At 70.7% G+C, this 6,272-nt stretch carries 8 protein-coding genes; 1 reads left to right on the forward strand and 7 read right to left on the reverse strand.

Annotation, left to right across the window (positions count from 1 at the left end; translation table 11 throughout):
* Positions 1 to 20: 20 nt before the first annotated feature.
* On the forward strand, positions 21 to 536 hold the full coding sequence (locus tag ACZ7OY_RS43960; protein ID WP_472251106.1) for a MarR family winged helix-turn-helix transcriptional regulator: 516 nt from the start codon (positions 21 to 23) through the stop codon (positions 534 to 536).
* A gap of 79 nt (positions 537 to 615) precedes the next feature.
* On the opposite strand, the gene ACZ7OY_RS43965 is transcribed toward ACZ7OY_RS43960, so the two are convergent.
* From ACZ7OY_RS43965 to sigJ, 7 genes are all read right to left on the reverse strand, one after another.
* Positions 616 to 1,281 carry a nitroreductase gene (locus tag ACZ7OY_RS43965; protein WP_472251107.1) on the reverse strand — a complete coding sequence of 222 codons (666 nt, stop codon included), beginning with the start codon at positions 1,279 to 1,281 and terminating at the stop codon, positions 616 to 618.
* A 41-nt stretch (positions 1,282 to 1,322) separates the two neighbouring features.
* Entirely contained in the window at positions 1,323 to 1,976 is a 654-nt protein-coding gene (locus ACZ7OY_RS43970) for a DNA alkylation repair protein (RefSeq protein ID WP_472251113.1), read from the reverse strand.
* A gap of 83 nt (positions 1,977 to 2,059) precedes the next feature.
* On the reverse strand, positions 2,060 to 2,986 hold the full coding sequence (gene ppk2, locus ACZ7OY_RS43975) for a polyphosphate kinase 2 (protein WP_472251108.1): 927 nt from the start codon (positions 2,984 to 2,986) through the stop codon (positions 2,060 to 2,062).
* Between the two features lie 20 nt (positions 2,987 to 3,006).
* Positions 3,007 to 3,228 (reverse strand): hypothetical protein, encoded by a 222-nt coding sequence (locus ACZ7OY_RS43980; RefSeq protein WP_472251109.1) that lies wholly within the window; start codon positions 3,226 to 3,228, stop codon positions 3,007 to 3,009.
* Between the two features lie 90 nt (positions 3,229 to 3,318).
* Entirely contained in the window at positions 3,319 to 3,723 is a 405-nt protein-coding gene (locus ACZ7OY_RS43985; protein WP_351621532.1) for a VOC family protein, read from the reverse strand.
* A gap of 177 nt (positions 3,724 to 3,900) precedes the next feature.
* Positions 3,901 to 5,097 carry an NAD(P)/FAD-dependent oxidoreductase gene (locus ACZ7OY_RS43990; protein ID WP_472251110.1) on the reverse strand — a complete coding sequence of 399 codons (1,197 nt, stop codon included), beginning with the start codon at positions 5,095 to 5,097 and terminating at the stop codon, positions 3,901 to 3,903.
* Positions 5,098 to 5,220: 123 nt separating this feature from the next.
* Positions 5,221 to 6,168 carry an RNA polymerase sigma factor SigJ gene (sigJ, locus tag ACZ7OY_RS43995; RefSeq protein ID WP_472251111.1) on the reverse strand — a complete coding sequence of 316 codons (948 nt, stop codon included), beginning with the start codon at positions 6,166 to 6,168 and terminating at the stop codon, positions 5,221 to 5,223.
* Positions 6,169 to 6,272: the final 104 nt, after the last annotated feature.

The following is a 6,272-nucleotide window of genomic DNA, read 5'->3' on the forward strand; positions in this document are numbered from 1 at the left end:
ACGAGGACAGGAGCGCCACGGTGAGGGACGTACCGGGCAGCAGCGACCCGCTGATCGACGAGATGTTCGCGACCACACACCGGCTGCGGCTCTTCGTCGACGGCAGACTCGCGGAGAAGGGCACCACCGTCGCCCGGCTGCGCGCCCTGCGCTTCCTCGCCCACTCCCCCGAACCGCTGCGCATGCGCGATCTCAGCGACATGCTCGGCATCGCCGCGCGCACCGCGACCAGTCTCGTCGACGCCCTGGAACGGGACGGCCTGGTGGTCAGGCTGCCCCATCCGAGCGACCGCCGCTCCCATCTGCTCGCCCTCACCGACGCCGGCCGGACCTGCCATCAGGAGGCCGAGGACCTGGACCGCGAGGCCCTGCGCATCGCCACCGGCGCCCTGTCCGCCGAGGACCGGGCCGTGCTGCGCACCCTGCTGGCCCGGATCCGCGACACCGTCTCCGACGCCGCCCCGGAACGTCCGCAGCGCGCACCCGCCGACGCCCCGCAGGGCGGCGACTCCTCCGGCCCCGGACCGGGCCGATGACCGCTCCCCCGGCCCGCGCCCGGCGGACCGCCCGCTCCTGAGCCCTGTCCCAGAGGTGCGCCCCCGCGAGCCGGGCGGGTCAGAGTCCGATGAAACTGACCGTCTCGGTCAGGTCCGCCCGCCCGGTGCGCAGCGGTGGCACGCCTTCCTTCTCGTACCCCACCGCGACACCGCAGAACAGCGCGTGCCCGTCCCCCGCTCCGACCACCTCGCCGACCGTCGTGCGGTACATCGTCCACATCACCTGGGCGCAGCTGTGCAGCCCTTCCGCCCTCAGCAGCAGCATGACGGTCTGCAGGTACATCCCCGCGTCCCCCCACTGTCCGCACCCCATCGTCTTGTCGAGGTAGCAGAACAGCACGACCGGCGCCCCGAACGCCTGTGTGTTCAGGGCGGCGATCTTCCTGGGCCGGTCGTGGTCGTGGCGCCTGACGCCCAGCGCGCGGTACCGCTGGTCGGCCGCGGAGGAAAGGCGGTCCAGGTAGGGAGAGGCCAGTTCGGCCGGGTACATCGGATACTCCCGCTCGTCGCCCGGGTCCCCCGCCAGGGCCCTGGCCGTCGCCCGTCGCTTCAGGCCGGCCAGAGGCTCACCGGTCACGACGTACAGGCGCCATGGCTGGAGGTTTCCGCTCGACGGTGCCCGCCCCGCCGCGGCCAGCACCCTTTCGAGCACCTCGCGGGCCACCGGCTCGTCGCTGAACGCCCGCACGGACCGGCGGGTGTCCACGGCCTCGTACACATCCACGCCTTCTCGTCCTCTCGGCAGAGCGGCCGCTGTGATCTCGGTCAGGCCACCTTGCCGTCGGACCGCCGGCGCACCATCTCGGTGATCCAGACCGGGGCGAACGGAGAGGTGCAGCCCGGGGACGTCGGGTAGTCCTTGAGCACCTCCAGACGCTCGCCGATGCCGACGGCGCGAGCGCGGTGCTCGGCGTGCTCGATGCCGATCTGCGCCAGACAGTTGTTCATCGCCCACTGCAACCGGTCCGGGGCGTCCTTCATCTCCGCCTCGATGACGTCGAGCAGTCCGGTCAGATCGAGATCCTCGGGCTTCTTCGCCACACGCTCCGAGGTCAGCGCCCAGCCGGCGCTCGCCACCACCGGATCCGGGTCGGCGGACCAGTCCAGGCGCAGTTCCTCGGCGTGCGGGCTCTTCTTCACCACATAGTTCACGAGCCAGTCGTGCACCTTGGGCGAGCGTGCCTGGCGCATCATGCCGTCCAGCTCGTCGCGCTCGAACGCCCTGGGGCGACAGACGAGCAGCGCCAGCAGTCGCGCGGCGGTGTCGTCCGTCGCCCACAGCCCGCGGGCGAGTTCCTGCTGCGTCCTGAGCCGCTTCGCGAGCGCGCGCAGCTTGCCGAGGTTCACACCGTGATCGTCACCGTGTCTCTCGTTCACGGCGCGTGCCCGCGGGTCCTCGAGGGCGGCCAGCTCGGCCATCACCTGGGCGACGGTCGTCTCGTTCGGCGTGGTCTCGGCCACCTCGGGGCCCTCCTGTACGTCCGGTGCGGGCGGGCCTCAGCCTACGCGGCGCCGTCGGCCGCCCCCTCGGCCTGTGCGCCCGCCCGGTGACCGTGATCGTCCTCGCCAGCCTCCAGCAGGTTCGCGGCCGCGCCCACGACGCGCGGATCGGGGCTGCCGACGACGTCCGCGTCCTTGTCGGTGTAGTCGAAGCGGGCGAGGACGCTGCGCATGGCCTCGACCCGGGCCCGCTTCTTGTCGTTGCTCTTCACCACGGTCCAGGGCGCCTGCACGGTGTCCGTCTCGCGGAACATGGCGACCTTGGCGGCGGTGTAGTCGTCCCAGCGGTCGAGCGAGGCCAGGTCGATGGGGCTGAGCTTCCACTGCCGTACGGGATCGACCTGGCGGATCGTGAAGCGGGTGCGCTGCTCGCCCCGCGACACCGAGAACCAGAACTTGATCAGGTCCACTCCGTCGTCGACGAGCATCCGCTCGAACGCGGGCGCCTGCCGCATGAAGCGCCGGTACTCGTCGTCCGAGCAGAAGCCCATGACCCGCTCGACACCGGCCCGGTTGTACCAGGAGCGGTCGAACATGACTATCTCGCCTGCCGTCGGCAGATGCTCGACGTACCGCTGGAAGTACCACTGGCCGACCTCGCGCTCGGTCGGCTTCTCCAGGGCCACCACCCGGGCGCCTCGCGGATTGAGATGCTCGGTGAAGCGCTTGATCGTGCCGCCCTTGCCGGCCGCGTCGCGCCCTTCGAAGACGATGACCAGGCGGCGCCCGCTCTCCTTGATCCAGCTCTGGAGCTTCAGCAGTTCGATCTGCTGGAGCCGCTTGTGCCAGTCGTACTCCTTGCGCTCCATGCGCTCCTGGTACGGATAGTTCTCCCGCCAGGTGTCCACCGGGATGCCGTCCGGCCCGATCAGTACGGGATCGTCGTGGTCGCTGTAGTCGACGGTCATGCCCGCCAGCAGTGCTGTCATCGTGTCGCTCCGCCTTGGTCTCAGTGGAACTGCGGCAGGATCGGATGGACGCCGTACGTGACCGCGCTCGCGCAGGCCGGGAAGCGGGTCCCGGCCCGTGTGGTCCCGAGGACGTGAGTGCCGTCGTCCCTCGCGCGCGCGGTCCCGACCTGAGCCATACCCAGGGGGCCGCGCGCGAAGACCACGGCCACGGCGAAGGTGGCTCCGATGCTCACCGCTGTGACCTCAACGGTCCAGTTCACCTCCATCGTACGAAATTCATTTCGACTACGACGGCTGGGACCCGGCTCGGCGGAGTGCCGGGCCGGGGTGTGTCCCGGCCCGGCACTGTCTCATGACGCCTTCGGCTCCGGCTGGTGGGTGTCGTAGGGCCGCGTGATGATCTCCATGCCGTGTCCGGCCGGATCCAGGAAGTACAGTCCACGGCCACCGAAGTGGTGGTTGATCTCCCCCGGCTGCTTGCGATGCGGATCGGCGTAGTACGTGATCCCGTCCTGCCGGATCCGCTCGAAGGCCGCGTCGAACTCCTCGTCGGACACGAGGAACGCGTAGTGCTGCATGACGATCGACTCCGCCGGGATGGTGGCGAAGTCCAGGGTGACGCCGTTGCTGGTGGCCACCGGAACGAACGGTCCCCACTCGGCCCCGGCCTCGAGCCCCAGGATGTGCGCCAGGAACTCGGCCGACTCCCGGTTGTCCCGGGCATGGACGATGGTGTGATTCAACTCGACTGACATGTGTGGAATGCCTCCGTAAGGCAATCTCACAGGCGCCTCCATGCCTCACCCGGCCGGTGACCGACACGCGATGCCCTGCTTTTGATCCTAGCCATGGCCCGCCCGCAGGGTCGAGGTCGGTTCCCGAACAGGGCGTGCCGACGGCCATCTCCGGGCGGGGCAGGGCATCCGGGCCGGTCAGACCGTCGTCCCGGCCGTCGAGTCCGTACGCGCCGCATCGCGTACGACGCCACGGCGCCGGGTCGGCATCCCGAGGGTCGGGTTGGCGACGGCCCAGGCCGCGCCCTTGCAGACCAGCTCCTTGTAGACGGCGGCCGACCGTCCGGTCAGCGCGGCCCGCACGGCGCGGTCGTCGGCGGTGACGTACTGGATCAGGCCTTCCCTGCGGCCCAGCGAGATGCACTGGTTGAAGTAGCGCAGCGGCACGTTCGGGAGCTTTCCGCCGGTGAGGCGGGCGGCGATGGCGTCGGCGGCCTGCCATGCCATGGGGGTGCCCGAGGCGCAGGACATCCGCAGCGGCTTGTCGCCGGAGCCGGTCGCCATGGCCGCGTCCCCGACGGCGTACACGTCGGGGTGCGAGACCGAGCGCATGGTCGCGTCGACCACGATCTGCCCCGTGTCGCTGACCTCCAGCGTGGTGGCCCGGGAGATCGGGTGAACGGCGAAGCCGGTGGTCCACACGGTGACCGCGGCCGGCAGGGACCCGCCGTCGGCGGTGGTGACACGGTCGGCCGCCACCTCGGTGACGGCTGTGTGCTCGTGCACCGTGATGCCCAGCCCGCCGACGACCTTGTGCAGGTGCCGGCGCCCCTTGGGCGAGAGCCAGTCGCCGAGGCCGCCGCGCACGACGAGGGCGATGCCGAGGTCCGGGCGGGCCTCGGCGATCTCCGTCGCGAACTCCAGGCCGGTGAGACCGCCGCCGACCACGACCACGGGCTGTCCGGCGTCCAGACAGGCCAGGCGTTCGCGCAGCCGGAGTGCTCCGGGGCGTCCCGCGATCTCGTGGGCGTGCTCGGCTGTGCCGGGGACGCCCTGGGCGTTCCAGCCGCTGCCGAGGGCGTAGACGAGGGTGTCGTACTCCAGTTCCCCGGCGCCGTCCGCGCCGGTGACGGCGACCGTCCTGCGGTCGACGTCGACGGCGGTGACCCGCGCGAGCTTCAGTTCGACGCCGGTTCCCCCGAACATCTCCCGGAAGGGCCGGGGCCTGAGGTCCTGGCCGGTCGCGAGCTGGTGCATCCGGACGCGCTCGACGAAGTCGGGCTCGGCGTTGACGAGGGTGACGGCGGCGTCTTCGCGGCGCAGCCGCTTGGCGAGGCGCCCGGCGGCGATGGCGCCGGCGTATCCGGCGCCGAGGACGACGATGCGGTGCTGCATCTGCTGGCTCCTGTCTTGAGCGGATTCGCCACTTGAACCGGGCAGCCCGCTGTTTCCTGACAGGAACGCGTTGTGAAGCACCTCACATGGAAGCGTCTCGCAGGGAAGCACCTCGCACAGCGGTCAGAAGGCGGCGTCGAGCAGGGGTTCGCCGTGGTCGGTGGACGCCCAGCTCCGGGTGAAGCGTTCGAGTTTGTCGGGGTTGACCTGGTTGCGGAAGGCGGCGATGCCGTCGGCTGTGATCTCCAGGCAGATGACGCCGATGACCCGGTCGTCGACGACCGCCACGAGGGCGGGGCCGCCGTTGACGGTCGTGCCGTGGACCACGGGCGATCCGCCGGCCAGGGCACGCTTGGCCTTGCTGGGCTTGAACAGCCCACGCATGAAGGTGGCGACCGCGAGAGCGCCCTCGAACGCCTTGGCGCGGGCCGGCACCTTCCCGCCGCCGTCGCCGATCGCGACGGCGTCCTGGGTGAGCAGGCGGACGAGCTGATCGGTCCGGCCGCTGGTGGCGGCCGCGAGGAACTCGTCGATGATCCGCCGGGCGGCGGCCTCGTCGACCTCGGCGCGGGCCTTGCCGTCGACGACGTGCTTCTTGGCGCGGTGGAAGATCTGCTGGCTGGCGCCCTCGGTGATGTCGAGGATCTCGGCGATCTCCTTGTGCGGGTAGGCGAAGGCCTCGCGCAGCACGTACACCGCCCGCTCGCCGGGAGAGAGCCGCTCCAGCAGGGCGAGGACCGCGAACGAGACCGATTCGCGCTGTTCGGCGGTGTCGGCCGGGCCGAGCATCGAGTCCCCGGCGAGCAGCGGCTCGGGCAGCCACTGACCCACGTACGTCTCACGCCGGGCGCGGGCCGAGGTGAGCTGGTTCAGGCACAGATGCGTGAGCACCTTCGTCAGCCAGGCCTCGGGGACCTCGATCCGGTCGAGGTCGGCGGCCTGCCAGCGCAGGAACGTCTCCTGCACGGCGTCCTCGGCCTCGCTCGCGGAGCCGAGCAGGCGGTAGGCGATCGCCTCCAGGCGCGGCCTGGAGGCCTCGAACCGGTCCACGTCGTTCATGGTCAAAGCCATGGGCTGGATCCTAGTAGGGCTTGGTCAGATTCACTCGTGGTTGGAGTGTCTGCTGGTGGGTTGGTGTCGTTGGGATGGTGTGACACCTGAGGAGATGGCCGAAG

It is taken from the genome of Streptomyces sp. NPDC107559, assembly GCF_055657365.1.

What these genes read in the sequence shown, in the direction of transcription:
- ppk2 (WP_472251108.1), bottom strand. Translation starts at nt 2,986, where the DNA reads ATGACAGCACTGCTGGCGGGCATGACCGTCGACTACAGCGACCACGAC.
- sigJ (WP_472251111.1), bottom strand. Translation starts at nt 6,168, where the DNA reads ATGGCTTTGACCATGAACGACGTGGACCGGTTCGAGGCCTCCAGGCCG.
- ACZ7OY_RS43985 (WP_351621532.1), bottom strand. Translation starts at nt 3,723, where the DNA reads ATGTCAGTCGAGTTGAATCACACCATCGTCCATGCCCGGGACAACCGG.
- ACZ7OY_RS43990 (WP_472251110.1), bottom strand. Translation starts at nt 5,097, where the DNA reads ATGCAGCACCGCATCGTCGTCCTCGGCGCCGGATACGCCGGCGCCATC.
- ACZ7OY_RS43970 (WP_472251113.1), bottom strand. Translation starts at nt 1,976, where the DNA reads ATGGCCGAGCTGGCCGCCCTCGAGGACCCGCGGGCACGCGCCGTGAAC.